Annotated in this window: 14 protein-coding genes and 1 riboswitch; of the genes, 2 read left to right on the top strand and 12 right to left on the bottom strand. The window is 35.1% G+C overall.

Annotated features, from left to right (window positions below):
* Positions 1–104: 104 nt before the first annotated feature.
* Positions 105–228: riboswitch (SAM riboswitch) on the bottom strand.
* Positions 229–321: 93 nt separating this feature from the next.
* Complete coding sequence (locus IE051_RS03990) at positions 322–1,872, bottom strand: hypothetical protein (RefSeq protein WP_189359488.1); 1,551 nt, start codon at positions 1,870–1,872, stop codon at positions 322–324.
* Positions 1,873–2,020: 148 nt separating this feature from the next.
* On the opposite strand from IE051_RS03990, the gene IE051_RS03995 reads away from it, so the two are divergent.
* Both IE051_RS03995 and leuB read left to right on the top strand, forming a co-directional pair.
* Entirely contained in the window at positions 2,021–3,196 is a 1,176-nt protein-coding gene (locus IE051_RS03995; RefSeq protein ID WP_189359489.1) for a 2-isopropylmalate synthase, read from the top strand.
* 79 nt (positions 3,197–3,275) lie between these two features.
* Positions 3,276–4,394: a 3-isopropylmalate dehydrogenase gene (gene leuB, locus IE051_RS04000; RefSeq protein WP_189359490.1), complete on the top strand. Its 1,119-nt coding sequence runs from the start codon at positions 3,276–3,278 to the stop codon at positions 4,392–4,394.
* A gap of 178 nt (positions 4,395–4,572) precedes the next feature.
* Here leuB and IE051_RS04005 read toward each other — a convergent pair whose 3' ends face one another.
* The 11 genes from IE051_RS04005 to argC all read right to left on the bottom strand — a co-directional run bounded on the left by IE051_RS04005 (position 4,573) and on the right by argC (position 15,873).
* Complete coding sequence (locus IE051_RS04005) at positions 4,573–5,628, bottom strand: bestrophin family protein (RefSeq protein WP_189359491.1); 1,056 nt, start codon at positions 5,626–5,628, stop codon at positions 4,573–4,575.
* 203 nt (positions 5,629–5,831) lie between these two features.
* Positions 5,832–6,740: an alpha/beta hydrolase gene (locus IE051_RS04010; RefSeq protein WP_189359492.1), complete on the bottom strand. Its 909-nt coding sequence runs from the start codon at positions 6,738–6,740 to the stop codon at positions 5,832–5,834.
* A gap of 10 nt (positions 6,741–6,750) precedes the next feature.
* On the bottom strand, positions 6,751–8,028 hold the full coding sequence (gene argH / locus IE051_RS04015; protein WP_189359493.1) for an argininosuccinate lyase: 1,278 nt from the start codon (positions 8,026–8,028) through the stop codon (positions 6,751–6,753).
* A 50-nt stretch (positions 8,029–8,078) separates the two neighbouring features.
* A complete protein-coding gene (locus IE051_RS04020) occupies positions 8,079–9,143 on the bottom strand; it encodes a M20/M25/M40 family metallo-hydrolase (protein WP_189359494.1) in 1,065 nt (354 codons plus the stop codon).
* Complete coding sequence (gene argB / locus IE051_RS04025; protein WP_189359495.1) at positions 9,140–9,922, bottom strand: acetylglutamate kinase; 783 nt, start codon at positions 9,920–9,922, stop codon at positions 9,140–9,142. Before argB ends, IE051_RS04020 begins: the two co-directional genes overlap by 4 nt.
* Complete coding sequence (locus IE051_RS04030) at positions 9,915–10,850, bottom strand: N-acetylornithine carbamoyltransferase (RefSeq protein WP_189359496.1); 936 nt, start codon at positions 10,848–10,850, stop codon at positions 9,915–9,917. Before IE051_RS04030 ends, argB begins: the two co-directional genes overlap by 8 nt.
* A gap of 5 nt (positions 10,851–10,855) precedes the next feature.
* Complete coding sequence (proB, locus tag IE051_RS04035) at positions 10,856–11,620, bottom strand: glutamate 5-kinase (RefSeq protein ID WP_189359497.1); 765 nt, start codon at positions 11,618–11,620, stop codon at positions 10,856–10,858.
* 2 nt (positions 11,621–11,622) lie between these two features.
* The gene (locus IE051_RS04040; RefSeq protein ID WP_189359498.1) at positions 11,623–12,816 is read right to left on the bottom strand and encodes a glutamate-5-semialdehyde dehydrogenase; all 1,194 of its coding nucleotides are present in this window, start codon (positions 12,814–12,816) and stop codon (positions 11,623–11,625) included.
* Between the two features lie 12 nt (positions 12,817–12,828).
* Positions 12,829–13,983 carry an aspartate aminotransferase family protein gene (locus tag IE051_RS04045; RefSeq protein ID WP_189359499.1) on the bottom strand — a complete coding sequence of 385 codons (1,155 nt, stop codon included), beginning with the start codon at positions 13,981–13,983 and terminating at the stop codon, positions 12,829–12,831.
* A 1-nt stretch (position 13,984) separates the two neighbouring features.
* Positions 13,985–14,779: a pyrroline-5-carboxylate reductase gene (gene proC / locus IE051_RS04050; RefSeq protein WP_189359500.1), complete on the bottom strand. Its 795-nt coding sequence runs from the start codon at positions 14,777–14,779 to the stop codon at positions 13,985–13,987.
* Positions 14,780–14,895: 116 nt separating this feature from the next.
* On the bottom strand, positions 14,896–15,873 hold the full coding sequence (gene argC / locus IE051_RS04055) for an N-acetyl-gamma-glutamyl-phosphate reductase (protein ID WP_189359501.1): 978 nt from the start codon (positions 15,871–15,873) through the stop codon (positions 14,896–14,898).
* Positions 15,874–15,875: the final 2 nt, after the last annotated feature.

Genomic DNA, 15,875 nt, shown 5'->3' on the forward strand with positions numbered 1-15,875 from the left:
TGAATTAATAAATTAAACCAAAAGTCAATATGCCACCAATGCGACGTACTTAATAGAAAAATGTTATAAAGAGTTTTTAAAAATTACTAAAAGCAATTTTTTTAGGGTTATCTATCCAAACTCTGATAAATGGATCTGAGTTTAAGTAGAATTTAGCACCTTCTTTAATAAGTTTAAAGGGTTGCTAAGGTTTCATTGGGTCTATCCCTCCACCTTTCTTGATAACATTTCAATAAGTGTTTGAACTTTGTGACTGCAAATATTCGTTCAGAAAAGTTAATATCCAAATTATTTAACGAAAATTTTTGTTTACAACTAAAATCAAGCGTTATATTTCAACTCGTTAAACTTATTTCTAATAACGAGCCCAATAGGCCTATTTTGAATTTTAGACTCAAGCCATGAGATAATATCTAAGTATAGGAAAGCCCTGCTTTCATAAGGGTCATCCTCAAATTCTTTTAATTTACTGTGCAATTTTTTAAATTCATTTTTGACCTCATTAGGATAAATATCACCTAAGCCACGTAAGAATTTAATGAACTCTTTTTGCACCTCATATAGATCTTCCATTTTAATTAAAAACTTATAGGTGCTTTTAATAAGGACATCCAAATTATAATCTAAACCAGCCTCATAATGCGCAACAAGATTCAATATTCTAGAAAAACACAATAAATCTTCGCGCATCTGAAGCGATTTATTACTGATGATTTTTTCTAAAAAATAGATACATTTTTTATTTTCGCCTGCACCAAAATACATACTTGCAATCTTGTAATAAAACACCATAATATGATGTTCATCAATACGATCTTTATAATTTTTTAACCGCTCTAAAACTTCATCTATTAAAGGCAGACCTGCTTCAAAACTCCCTTCTATAAAATGAAGATTAAACTTATTATTATAGATATATAGGAACGCCAGACCATCAATATTATCATCAAATGGAAACCACTTTTCAAGCGTAATATTTTCAAATCTATTTAATGAATATTTAAATTTCTCATGCTGGCCCAAGTAAAATAACGACTCTAGCAAATGGTTGTTTCCTCTCAAGAAAAACACAGGATTCAGGGCAATCATTTCCTTGTTTTTATAAAATAAATCTACCCATTTACTGGCATATTTATAACAGGCTAAAAAATCTTGAGTTAAAAAACTGTACCATAATTTAGCTTTGTACAGCCAAAGTTTTTCTCTAAACCCCAGTTCACTTATATCATATTTTGGTAATCTATCATGATAATATTCCGTGATGCGCTTTGTTTCAGCTTTATTCTTAACATAACCGGTTTTCAAAAACTGTCCGTAAAGTTGTAGTGATAAATTAGAAAGTTTACTAGCTAGAACATTTTGTTGACTTAACTCCTTGGCCTGCACAGAAAGCTCATCTGCCCTATTATTTAAACTTCGGGTAATATACTGTGACTCAATAACCTTTTCAAACTCTACAATCTCATAAGCTACATTTTTTTCTTCATTGGAAATTGCCAAGTTTTTAGCTTTATCCAAAATTTTCAAACTTTGCTTATACAAACCTTTATGATACAAAATAGTGGCAAAATCAAGCTGTTCCCGAATTTGAACTCTAATATCTTGATGCGAAGGATTCAGCCTTAAACTAATTAAAATTTGCTTATAAAGGTGGGCTTTTAAATTGGAGAGTTGTTGCTTTTTTACAATCCCTTTTTTCAGAATCGTCGCCTCATCATATCTCGAAAGTTTATCTAAAATATTGAATAACATCAAGAACTTAGAATCTTCATTAACACCTAATCTTCCAACATATAGCTTGAATTGCCTTTTTTCAGATTTAGATAGTGACTTTATTAAAACAAATAAATTATCTTTTTGCTCTTTTGTCATAGTTACAAAAACAATGCTAAATAACTCATTAATAGCTATTTAACATCTTATTCAATATGTTAAACATCGTAATAAACAAATGTAGAATTACTATTTTACAAAACCAAAATATACATTCGTAAAACAATACGAAAATATATTTTACTAAATGTCTGATAATAAAGTCCAAATTTTTGACACAACGCTAAGAGACGGTGAACAAGTCCCTGGTTGTAAATTGAATACTGAACAGAAATTAATTATTGCTGAGCAGCTTGACAGTTTAGGTGTTGACATTATTGAAGCTGGTTTCCCAGTGTCTAGTCCTGGTGATTTCAAATCAGTAGAAGAGATTTCTAAAATTGTAAAACATGCAACAGTTTGTGGTTTAACACGATCTGTTGAAAACGATATAAAAGTTGCTGGTGAAGCTCTAAAATATGCGAAGACAGCACGAATTCACACAGGTATTGGAACTTCTGAATCACACATTAAATTTAAGTTCAAATCCACTCAAGAAGCTATTATTGAACGTGCAGTAAAAGCGGTAAGTTATGCGAAAACTTTTGTAGAAGACGTTGAATTTTACGCCGAAGATGCAGGCAGAACAGATAACGAATATTTAGCCCGTGTATGTGAGGCCGTCATTAAAGCTGGTGCCACTGTGTTAAACATTCCTGATACTACAGGATATTGTCTTCCTCATGAATATGGGGCAAAAATTAAATATTTAAAAGAAAACGTCACAGGTATAGATAAAGCTATTTTATCATGTCACTGTCACAATGATTTAGGTTTAGCCACAGCAAACTCTATTGAAGGTGTTATAAATGGGGCCAGACAAATAGAATGTACCATAAATGGTATTGGTGAACGCGCGGGAAACACTGCATTAGAAGAGGTTGTTATGATTCTTAAACAACACCCTTATCTAAATTTAGATACAAATATTAAAACTGAAATGCTGTATGGCATTAGCCAATTAGTTTCAGATAGTATGGGTATTTATACACAACCTAATAAGGCTATTGTTGGTGCAAATGCCTTTGCTCACAGCTCTGGAATTCATCAAGATGGTGTCATTAAAAACCGTGAAACCTATGAAATTATTGACCCAAAAGATGTAGGTGTTACGGAATCTGCCATAGTTTTAACAGCTAGAAGCGGCAGAGCGGCCTTGGCATATAGAGCAAAGAATATTGGATATGAACTTACAAAACTTCAATTGGATGAAATCTATACCAATTTTTTAGGTTTTGCAGATAAGAAAAAAGAAGTGGATGACACTGATATTCATAAAATCATAGAGCAAAGTAAGGTTTACAAAGAAATTGTGTCCTCTTAATCGAATATATTTGGGCGACGATGAGGGTTGCTTTTATTTTAATAATGCTTTTGACCACGAATTTAAATAAATAAAAAAAATGAAATTAAATATTGCCATATTGCCTGGCGATGGTATAGGACCAGAAGTTACCGCGCAAGCCGTTAAGGTTTTAAAAGCGATAGCTATGGAGTTCAACCACATATTTACTTTCACAACAGGATTAGTAGGTTCTGCAGCGATAGATAAAACTGAAAACCCTTTACCTCAAGAAACTATTGATTTATGCAAGAAAGCAGATGCTGTTCTATTTGGAGCCATTGGTGATCCAAAATATGATAATAACCCAGATGCTAAAATTCGACCTGAACAGGGGCTTCTAGGAATACGCAAAGAACTTGGATTATATACTAATATTAGACCCGTTATTGCTTATGAAGATATTTTAAATAAATCTTCATTAAAGATTAAGCAAATAAAGGACACCAACATACTTATTTATCGAGAACTAACGGGAGGCATTTATTTTGGAGAACGTTTTCTTAGTGAAGATGGCAATACGGCTTCAGATGTTTGTGAATATAACCGCTTAGAAATAGAGCGTATAACCCATTTAGCGTTTAAAGCTGCTCAATCGCGAAAAAACAAATTAACATTAGTCGACAAAGCAAATGTACTAGAAAGCTCCAAACTCTGGAGACGTGTAGTACAGGAAATTGCCTTGCAGTATCCCAATGTAAAGGTTAACTATATGTACATTGATAATGCTGCTATGGAGCTTATTATTAACCCAAGGCAATTCGATGTTATTTTAACTGAAAACATGTTTGGCGACATTCTTTCTGAAGAAGCTAGCGTTATTGTTGGTTCAATTGGACTTTTGGCTTCGGCATCAACCGGTGATAAGCACGCTATGTTTGAGCCTATTCATGGGGCATTTACAAAAGCAGCTAACAAAGGGATTGCTAATCCAATAGCATCTATTTTATCGGCGGCGATGTTGTTAGACCATTTTGGTCTAGATGAAGAAGCAAACCGGATAAGAGAAGGTGTAGATAAATCACTTAAACTGCATATCACCACGCCAGACTTGAACACAAAATATGATAATATTAGCACCACAAAAGTTGGTGACTTTATTGAGGATTTTATAAACAATCCAGACGAAACTAATCTAAACTTTACTAATATACATTTAGGGCAATCTACTATTATTTAATTATTTGAGTTAGTCAACAAACTATTAAACTAAACATATTAGACGTCCATTAAAGCACATTGTAAAAAATGTGCTTTCGTTGTTTATACATATGCCTATCCTGCAAGACTATAACAGTTTTTAGCTCTTCAGATTAGTTCTAAGGACAGAACAATATTTGTATTGATAAACCCTAATTTTAAAATTGTGTATGCAGTTTTATTTCAAATTGTTTAGGTATCTTATCATGAGACTCCCCTAAGTTTTGGCGAAGATCAATTTCAATTCCTCTAGCTATGGTTGAAATAGGAACATCATTAGCCGTGCCTTCGAAAGGATTTTCACCAGTCCGACCAATACGCTCCATGGTATGAAAAATCCACGCTACAATAACGTAAAACGGAATCGCTAACCATATAAAAAACTTGCCCACTTGGGGGTTATTAACAAGCACGTCATTGCCAATGCTTGCAAATTGAGGAACTAATGCAAAAGGCAACAAAAGCACAAAAATCCACATAAAAAAATGATTTAAAGTAGCAAAATGTCTAGGGTAAGGAAAATTTTTAATGCGCTCACTTTTACCCTGCAAACTAAATAGTTCTTGAATTATATCTTCCAATTGCAAAAAAGAAAATTCCCAAATCACACCACTTTCTTTCAAAGCTCTCAGATGATGCGACTGCAAATACAATAAAGCGGTTGGCTTATTAGATTTATTTATGACGTGCTGATAATCAGCATCAGAAATATATGGTTTTAAATCATCCTCCAAATTAGTATCTAACTCGGGTGGGCGCGCTCCCCATTCCTGATTGGTTTTATGTTTTACCGTAGTTTCCCACGGCTTTGGCATACGCATAGCATGACGTAAGGCGTTCATCCAAGCAATATGCCTATAAGTTAATGTTTTAATTTCCTTTTGCAAGTCCGCTTCATCCCAATCTTCCTCCGCATATTCATTGTTCACCATATCCTGAACGTAAACACCAAAAGTGCGAGATGTATTTACAATACCTCCCCAAATTTTTCTTGCCTCCCATATACGTCCGTAAGCTGCATTGTTTTGAAACCCTATTACAAAAGCAACAGCCGTACCAATTAAAGCCAAGGGTGTCCATGGAATTTTCAACCAATTTAACTCAAAAAAATAATAAATAGAAACCCAAAATGTAATAATGAAAAAGAACAACATGGTCTCAAACCGTGTCCACCAAAACATTTCTTTTGTCGTGTAAATCTTTTTAATATGCATATTCCCAATATTAGTAAAACGTGTTAGACTGTAATTTACTAAATTTTAAGCTAAGCGAAATAACTTATGAATTATGAGAAATAGAAGAATCTGATAAGTATAATAGCATGAGAGACATTTCTAAGAATAACTTGCCTTACGAGCTTCATTATGATAATAAAACTCATCATAATTATGCCTGCCAAAATACTAAGAATATAAAATTAAAAGCTCCTTAACCAATCGTCCATTCGATCTGTCCACGTTTGTAAGCGCCCCTTGTTTATCGCAAGGGAGTAACCATGCTTCCCGTAAGGATATATATGTAATTCAGCATCTACACCTTCACTTTTTAAAGCTGAATAAAACTTAATACTGTTTTCAACAGGAACGGCATGATCATCAGATGAATGCACTAAAAAAGTAGGAGGCGTTTTCTTTGAGACCTGTAACTCATTTGAATATTTAGTAATCAAGGCTTGATTGGGACTTTTACCAAGTAATCGATCTCGAGACCCCATATGCACAAAACCCTGTTTCATTGTAATCACCGGGTATATCAATGCCATAAAATCTGGCCGCGCAGAAATGGTATCCAAGGGCTGTTCTTTAAATGTATTTGGCGCATCAAATCGCGTCCCTAAAGTAGAAGCTAAATGTCCACCAGCCGAAAATCCAATAACACCTATTTTATTTGGGTTAATATCATAATCCTCGGCGTGAGCACGCACCCAACGCATAGCCCGTTGTGCATCTTGCAAAGGCGCTTCGTGTGCAGTTTTTAAGGATTTTGAAGTTGGTAATCGGTACTTTAAAACAAAAGCCGTTATCCCTTTTGAATTGAACCATTTTGCGACATCCGTCCCTTCCCAATCATAAGACAAAAAATGGTAACCACCACCAGGGCAAATAACAACAGCTTTATCTGTGGCATGACGTTTAGCCGGCACATAAATTTCTAGGGTTGGCGTCTTTACCGTATAAATTTTTAAAATATCGCCCTGCTTAACATCTTCTTTCTCATCCGTTTCTTGACTATTAGGAATATCGTCCCATAATTGAACTACCTGATCTTGTGAAAAAACACTTGATATCATAAATAAAAAACCAAAAAGAACACCTATCAATCTCATATGTTAACGTTTAATCTAAAGGGAACTTATCTCTAATCTCATCTAAACACAAATTATGAATACTCCCTTCATGCGTGTGCTTTTTTGAGGTATCTGGCACATAAGTACCATCTTGAACCTGACCACCAATCTTTTGGTAGGCTTCCCTAAAACTCATCCCTTCCACTACAAGTGTGTTGATATTATCAACTGTAAATAAGTACTTGTACTTATCATCATTAATATCAACATCTTTAACAATGATTTGTTGAATGGAGTAATTTAAAATTTCTAGAATATCCTTTAATTCTTCGAAAGCGGCAATCATATTTTCTTTCAAAAGCTGATAATCCCTATGGTATCCTGTAGGCAAATTATTGGTAATTAAAACCATTTCACTTTGTAAGGCTTGAATTTTATTACACTTTCCACGAATCAATTCAAAGACATCTGGATTCTTTTTATGAGGCATGATACTACTTCCGGTAGTAAGCTCATCTGGAAAAGACAAAAAATCAAAATTTTGGCTCATATACAAGCATGTATCCATAGCAAAACGAGCCAATGTATTAGACAAACTCCCCAATGCAGCGGCAATAGTTCGCTCGTTTTTACCTCTACCCAACTGAGCAGCAACCACATTATATTTTAATGTTGCAAAGCCCATTTCTTCAGTCGTTAATTTCCTGTCGATTGGGAACGAACTACCATAACCAGCAGCTGAACCTAATGGGTTTTGATCAACCGTTTTAATTGCTGCATCAATAAGAAATACGTCATCAATCATTAATTCAGCATAAGCTGAAAACCACAAACCAAATGATGATGGCATAGCCACCTGCAAATGTGTATAACCCGGCAAAACCTTATCCTTGTATTGCTCTGCTAGGTTTAAAAGTGTATCAAATAATGTTTTTGTTTTTTGTTTAACAAGGCCTAAATTCTCCTTGTAATATAAATGACAAGCCACTAAAACTTGATCATTCCTTGAACGTGCTGTATGAATTTTTTTTCCAACTTCACCTAAGCTTTTAGTGAGTTCGAATTCAATTTTAGAGTGCACATCTTCAAACTGCGCATCAATAACAAAAGTACCCTCTTCAATTTGAGTTTCCAGAACCTTTAATCCACTTAAAAGATCGACCAATTCTTCAACCGTAATAATGCCTATTTTTTGAAGCATTTTCGCATGTGCTCTTGAGGCTATTACATCATACTTTGCAATATGAATATCTATTTCTCGGTCATTTCCAACTGTAAATTGTTCAATCTTTTTATCTATTGATATACCCTTATCCCAAAGTTTCATTTCTCTTAAGTGTTTTATTTTAATGTATTGAATTGTCTCGATGGTATGCGCTAAACAATTACGCGACTCAACAGTTCAACATAAATTTCAATACCTTCTTCTATTTCGTTTATATATATAAATTCATCCGCTGAATGGGACCGCGTGCTATCCCCCGGTCCTAATTTTAAACTTGGACAAGACAATACCGCTTGATCTGATAAGGTTGGCGAACCATAACTTGTTCTACCCATGGCTAGTCCGGCTTTCACCAAATCGTGTTCCATAGGAATGGATGATGAATTCAACCTCAAACTACGTGGAGTGATTTTTGTTACTGGCGCTTGTTCTTGCAAAATTTCGGCTATTTCAGCATTACTATACGCGTCATTTACTCGCACATCTATAACCAAATCTGTGTGGCCAGGAACAACATTATGTTGCGATCCCGCATTAATTTGCGTCACAGTTAATTTAACATCGCCTAATGCCTCTGAACTTTTTTCAAACGTACAGTTTTCAAACCATTGTAATGCCGCTATCGTATTATAAATAGCATTATTATCATTGGGATGCGCAGCATGACTTGGCGTCCCTTCAATGATAGCATCAAATACAACTAAGCCTTTTTCGGCAACCGCCAAATTCATTAATGTTGGTTCACCTACTATAGCCACATCAATATTGGGTATTACCGACAACATACTATTTAAGCCATTGGGGCCACTACTCTCCTCTTCGGCAGAAGCCACAATAACTAAATTGTATTTTAAATTTTCATAATTATAAAAATGAGTGAATGTGGCTATTAAGGACACAAGACATCCGCCAGCATCATTACTACCTAATCCATAAAGTTTACCGTCTTCGACATCTGCTTTAAAAGGATCTCTGGTGTATGCCGAATTTGGCTTTACAGTATCATGATGGGAATTCAGCAATAAAGTAGGCTTGCCAGCTTCAAAATGTTTATTGATCGCCCATACATTATTATTTGTTCGCTTAAAATCAATATTATGGACTTTAAACCAATCCTCTATATGCGTGGCTGTAGCCGCTTCTTCAGATGAAAAAGATTGCGTTTCTATGAGCTTTTTAAGTAAAGCTATAGCATCATTTTTTAATTGTTCCATCATAAGTACAAGGTAGTAAACTTTTGATCTTTATTGCTAATTACCGAAGGGTTCCCTATGAAAACTCTCGACACACCATTTTCTATGGCGTAATAACAATTTTCTAGTTTAGGAAGCATGCCATCATGAAATACGCCTTCATGCTTAAGCACCTCATAAGTCCCAGAATCCATATAGTCAATTACTGAATCATCATCATCAACAGACATGAGTACCCCGTTTTTTTCAAAACAATAGAATAATTCTACCTTATATAAATTTGAAAGCCCAATGGCTAATTCTGAAGCAATAGTATCTGCATTTGTATTAAATAATTGTCCCTTTTTATCATGGGTTATGGCACAAAAAACAGGCGTAAATTCAGCAGAAATAAGTTTATTTATGGCCTTATGATTAACCTTTTTAACATCACCAACAAAACCATAATCAATATCCTTTACAGGACGCTTCTCAGATTTAATAGCGTTAACATCTGCTCCTGTCAATCCAATAGCATCAACATCTAAACCTTGCAGTTTAGCCACAATATTTTTGTTAACCAAGCCGCCATAAACCATAGTGATAACTTCTAAGGTATCAGCATCTGTAATACGTCTACCATTTATCATTTTAGATTCAATTCCCAACTTAGAAGCCATATAGGTAGCTCTTTTTCCTCCACCATGAACTAAAACTTTCTTTCCTTTTAACTTAGAGAAATGCTCTAAAAAGGTTTCTAAGGCTTCTTTATTTTCAATAACATTCCCTCCTATTTTTACTATAGACAATTTCTCTTTAGCCATTCTCTAATATTTTTTTAAGAACCAATTGTGCAGCATAGGTCCTGTTATTTGCCTGTTCAATGACTAAAGAACTGTCACTGTCTAAAACAGCATCTTCAACAACTACATTGCGTCTTACTGGTAAACAATGCATAAACTTAGCCGCTCCTAATTTATCTTTAGTAATCATCCAATTGGGGTCAGTATTAATTACTTGACCATAATTATCATAAGAACTCCAGTTTTTTGTATACACAAAATCGGCATCCTTAAAAGCCTCTTCTTGATTATGATATACAGGTGTATCCTTTGTTATTTCAGGGTTTAAATCATAACCTTCTGGATTAGCAATAACAAAATCAACATCCATTTTCTGCATGGCTTCAACAAAACTATTGCCTACGGCATGAGGCAAAGCTTTAATGTGAGGCGCCCAACTTAAAACCACTTTTGGCTTAGCTATTTTTGCGTGTTCCGAAATCGTTAACGCATCTGTTAATCCCTGTAAAGGATGCCCTGTTGCACTTTCCATATTCACAATGGGTACTGATGCGAACTTAACAAATGAACTCAACACCTGTTCACTTTCATCTTTTGTTTTATCCGTTAATGTAGGAAAGGCTCGTACGGCAATAACATCGCAATATTGAGATACTACCGCGGCAGCCTCTTTAATATGTTCAGCCGTATTGCCATTCATCACAGTACCATCTCCAAACTCAATACCCCAAGCGTCACCAGATACGTTCATAACTATAGGATTCATTCCTAAATTTAAAGCCGCTTTTTGAGTACTTAGTCGTGTACGCAAACTTGAATTAAAAAATAACAGACCAAGGGTTTTGTTCTTTCCTAACGCTATATCAGCAAGCGGATTTGCCTTTAGTTGTTTCGCCTCCTCAACCCAAGTATGGATATCATCTATATCTTGTATGGATGTGTAATTCATCTTTCTTATTTTATTTTAGTAAACGGCACCTTGTTTTCCATAGCATTCACTATAAAATTATCTTCCAATCCGTTTACAATCCATGTTTCTATATTTGCCTTTTTTGCTAATGAAGCCGCTTCTATTTTAGAAGCCATACCGCCGCTGCCATGAGAGGATTTTGAACACACGACTTGCGATCTTAAATCATCAAAATTCAAAACTTCCTTTATTGTTTCTGGCGATTCTTCCTTAATGGATGCTTTAGTATAAATCCCATTGGTATTTGTTGCTATTATTAACAAATCTACATCTAATAACGATGCTGTTAGTGCCGCTAATTTATCATTGTCACCAAATTTAATTTCATCAGTCGCCACGGTATCATTCTCGTTAATTATTGGAATGTAACTATTATTTACTAATACTTTTATGGTATTAGTGATGTTGGTTCTACTTTCTTCTTTTTCAAAATCTGAATAAGACAATAAACACTGCGAACTCAACAAGCCATACTCTCTAAAAATCTCTTGATAAATTCTAATGAGATGCGGTTGCCCAATAGATGCTAGGGCTTGTTTTACAAAAACTTCTTTTTGCTTACTTTCGAGTTTCACAAATTGTTTGGCCACTGCAATCGCTCCTGAGCTTACAATAATAAATTCACAAGTGTCTTTCAATTGTGAAATCTGATTAGCAAGATCCTCAATCTTACCTCTTGAGATATTATCAGTTTCTTTGGTTAAGGTATTAGACCCTATTTTTAATAATATGCGTTTCTTTTTTTGCATCCTTATCTAATTTGTCCATTACCATGAACGTACCATTTATTAGTTACCAAATGCTGTAAACCAATAGGCCCACGTTGATGTAATTTATCTGTACTAATAGCGAGTTCACCACCTAAACCTAATTGGCCCCCATCGGTAAAACGTGTTGAAGCATTATGATATACTGCGGCGGTATCCACATTTTCCATAAAGCGTTTTGCCTCATCCTCATCCGTAGTCACAATTACTGATGAATGTCCTCCTGAATATTTATTAATCATAGCTATAGTATCTTGATTAGATGCTATTTCACCAATCAAAATCTTATAATCTAAAAACTCTTCGTACCAAATATCATTAGATGTTATTGCCCCCACTTCATTGTCTTTTGAAATAGAGTCGTCCCCCAATACTTCAATATTAAAGTCCTTCAATTTTGAAATTAGAGTCTTTACAAACTCGCCTTTATTTGGAAGGTTTTCATCTATCAAAACTTTATCCACAGCATTACATGCGGATATTTTTGATTTTCCGTTCATAATAACGTCCACAGCAATATCTAAATCTGCCGCCTCATGGACGTAAACAAAATTATTGCCACGTCCGCTAATAATAACTGGACAAGTAGCATGTTCTTTCACAAAAGCAATTAAACGCTCCCCGCCTCGTGGCACGATTAAATCTACTTTTTGTGTTGGCTTTTCTAAAAAGGCTTGAGTTTCGGTCCTATTATATTGTAAATACTCAACCCAATTTGTGGATGCATCAAAAGCAAGCAGTGCTTCGTGCCATAGCTCAACTATTTTTAAGTTGGAATTTAAAGACTCTTTTCCTCCTTTTAGCAAAATCTTATTCCCCGATTTAAAAGCTATTCCTGCTGCTTCTACCGTAACGTCTGGACGTGATTCGTAAATAATTAAAACCGTACCAAATGATGCTGTTTTGTTATACACTTGCATCCCGTTATCGTGCTTAAAGCTAAATCGTTCCACGCCTACAGGATCTGCCTGAGAGGCCAAATGAGTAACCGATTTAATCATTTCATCTACTTTTGAATCGTCTACTTTCAAACGATCAAACATTGATATATCATCCCCCTTATAGGCGTCTAAATCCGTTTTATTAATTGCAATTATTGTCTGACGTTCTCGCTCTAAAAGCGCTGCCATTTTCAGCAGTACCGCGTTCCTAGTCTCTATAGATAATAACGTATTCATCTTCTTAATCTTTTAGGCTTCAACAGCCTTATTTTCAAATTCAGCTAACACACCTATTAAGGCTTCAAAAAACATATTAATATGCTCTTTTCTCACGGTTAGCGGTGGTAAAATTCGCAATAACTTTTTATTTGATGCCCCTCCAGTAAAAATATGATTTTCGTAGATTAATTTTTTTCTTAAATCTCCTACTTCAAAATCAAACTCCAAGCCTAGCATCAAGCCTCTTCCTTTAATTTCTTTAATTTGAGGAATCGTTTTAGCTATCTTAATAAAATACTCAGACATTACATTAACATTATCAATCAGATTCTGTTCTTCAATAACATGGAGTACCGATAAACCTGCAGCACATGCTAAATGATTTCCTCCAAATGTAGTCCCTAACAACCCAAATTTTGCCTCAATATCAGGATGAATTAATATCCCACCTATTGGAAATCCATTCCCCATACCCTTCGCAATAGAAATCACATCAGGGGTTACATTATAATGCTGAAAAGCAAAGAATTTACCAGACCGTCCATATCCAGATTGTACCTCATCAGCAATGAACATTGTATTATTCGCTTTACATAAAGCATCTACCCTTTCAAAAAAATCAGCGGTTGCCATGTCTAATCCCCCAACACCTTGAATAAACTCAACAATAACAGCACAAACATCACCCTTTTCCAGTTCTGCCTTAACACCCTCAACATCGTTTAAATCCAAAATAGTTACTTGTTGCTGCGCATTAATTGGTGCTATAATATTTGGGTTATCGGTAGCTGCCACTGCTGCCGAAGTACGCCCATGAAATCCATTTTTAAATGCTACCACACGGGATTTCCCGGTTTTAAATGATGCTAATTTCAATGCATTTTCATTCGCCTCAGCGCCTGAATTGCATAAAAACAATTCATAATCTTTACAACCTGAAAGTCTTTCTAACTCTGAAGCAAGCTCCTTTTGCAAAGGATTTTTAATAGCATTAGAATAAAAACCAAGTGTAGAAACCTGTCTTGAAACGGCATCAACATATTTAGGATGTGCATGACCAATGGAAATCACGGCATGACCTCCATAAAGATCTAAATACTCCGCGCCTTTATCATCATAAACATAAACACCCTTTCCTGAAACAGGTGTTACATCATACAGTGGGTAAACATTAAATAATGGCATATTAATTCTTTTTAAGCTGGTTAATTTTTTCAAACGATGCTACAATGCCCTGAATCAAAGCAGAACTTAATCCCTGGTGTTCCATTTCATTGAGTCCTTCAATAGTACAGCCACTTGGCGTAGTAACTCGGTCTATTTCTTGTTCTGGGTGTCTTCCAGATTCTATCAATAAACTAGCAGAACCAAAACAAGTTTGCACAGCCAATTCATGAGCCTCTTCAGCCTCAAAGCCTAACTGGATTGCACCTTGAGTAGTAGCGCGAACTAAACGCATCCAGAATGCAATACCACTAGCACAAATAACCGTTGCTGCCTGCACTAAATCTTCTGGAATAACCATAGTGGTCCCTAATTGATTAAAAATATCTTCAGCCAATGGTACTTTGTCCTGCCCTGCGGCATTTGCCGCAATACAAGTCATAGATTTACCAATTGAAATTGCGGTATTGGGCATAATTCGAATAATCTTCTTATCCGCACCTAAAATATTTTCAATTCTTACCGTATCAACACCGGCCGCAACAGACATAATAATATGATCGTTAGTAATTATTGGCTTCACACTTTCCAGCACGCCATCAATATGTTTGGGTTGTAACGCAAAAAGAATAATATCTGATTGTTCTACTGCCAATGCATTATCATTAGTAACAAAAACGTTGTCAAGACTTTCAAAATTCTTAACGGCTTTCGTGTTTCTATCGCTTAAATACAATGATGTAAAGGACTCATTTTTTATTAGCCCTTTTGCTATTGAGCTTCCTAAATTCCCAGTTCCTATAATGGCTATCTTCATAATTTCTATTTTATTCAATTTTGGCGTTACCACAAGGGTCACGCTTTACGCTATATCTTTTTTTCAAACCTCAAAAAAGGATGCCGCTGCAATCGCTAACGCAGCACTCCTATACTTTAAAAGTATGTGGCCTTCAGGCCTAACCCCGTTGTTTCTTCTAAACCAAACATTAAATTCATATTTTGAACTGCCTGCCCAGAAGCACCTTTTAATAAATTATCAATGGTACTTGTTACTAATAATTTACCGTTGTGTTTATGTAAATGCACCAAACACTTATTCGTGTTTACCACCTGTTTCATGTGTAAAAAATCATCAGACACAAAGGTGAATTTAGCATCCTTATAAAAAGATTTATACAAATCTTTTGCTTCTTCTACTGTCCCTTCAAAATCTGTATAAATAGTAGCGAAAATTCCTCTCGAAAAATTACCTCTATTTGGCATAAAAATAATTTCAGAAGCAAAATCATTTTGTAATTGATTTACCGACTGGTTTATTTCACCTAAATGCTGATGCGTAAAGGGTTTATAATATGAAAAGTTATTATCTCTCCACGTGAAATGCGTAGTAGCAGACAATGATGTACCTGCACCAGTGGCACCTGTAACCGCATTAATATGCACATCCTTGTTAATTAAGCCAGCATCTGCTAATGGCAGCAATCCAAGTTGAATAGCTGTTGCAAAACACCCTGGGTTGGCAATATAATTTGCTTTTACTATGGCTTCCTTATTTAATTCTGGAAGCCCATATACAAAACTCTTACCCTCAAAAACCTTATCAGCTTCTAATCTGAAATCGTTTCCTAAATCAATGATTTTAGTGGTATCAGAGAAGGTATTAGCTGATAAAAACTTCACTGAGTTACCATGACCCAAACACAAAAACAACACATCTACATTAGGATTTACAGTATCTGTAAATTTCAAATCTAAAGACCCCACTAAATCTTGATGTACTTTGCTAATATTATTTCCGGCATTCGATGTACTGAAAACAAAATCAATTTCAGCATTTGGATGATTAATTAATAATCTAATTAATTCACCTGCCGTATACCCTGCACCCCCAATAATTCCTACACTAATCATAT

The sequence above is a fragment of the Algibacter mikhailovii genome, from assembly GCF_014651495.1.
Taxonomy (GTDB): Bacteria; Bacteroidota; Bacteroidia; order Flavobacteriales; family Flavobacteriaceae; genus Algibacter_E; species Algibacter_E mikhailovii.